We start from the raw sequence: 356 nt of genomic DNA on the forward strand, positions 1-356 counted from the left end.
ATTGGTCAACCAACAGTAGTAGTTGCAGGAGGAAGTATAACTAAGGAAGTAACTTGTACACCAGCAACAGGAGCTACGATTGTACCAACAGGATCAGGTGGAAATGGAGCAGCTTATACATATGAATTATTTGATAATACAAATACTTCAGTAGCAACAGGAAGTACTTTTACTAATATAGCAGCAGGAGCTTATACTATAGTTGCAACAGATGTAAGAGGATGTGCTTCAGCACCATTTGCAATTACAGTAAATCCAACAGTGGCAGTAGCCTTTAATGTAGTACCAGAATCGTGTTATGATGGTACGAATGGTACATTGGCAGTAAATGTAACTGGAGGAAACGGAGAATATCA

1 protein-coding gene is annotated in these 356 nt (G+C 38.8%); it reads left to right on the top strand.

What is annotated here, in order from left to right:
• Positions 1 to 356 (top strand): hypothetical protein (locus tag Q0873_RS18190; RefSeq protein ID WP_299110219.1); only part of this gene is annotated, 356 nt, incomplete at both ends.

The sequence above is a fragment of the uncultured Tenacibaculum sp. genome, assembly GCF_947498805.1.
GTDB lineage: Bacteria > Bacteroidota > Bacteroidia > Flavobacteriales > Flavobacteriaceae > Polaribacter.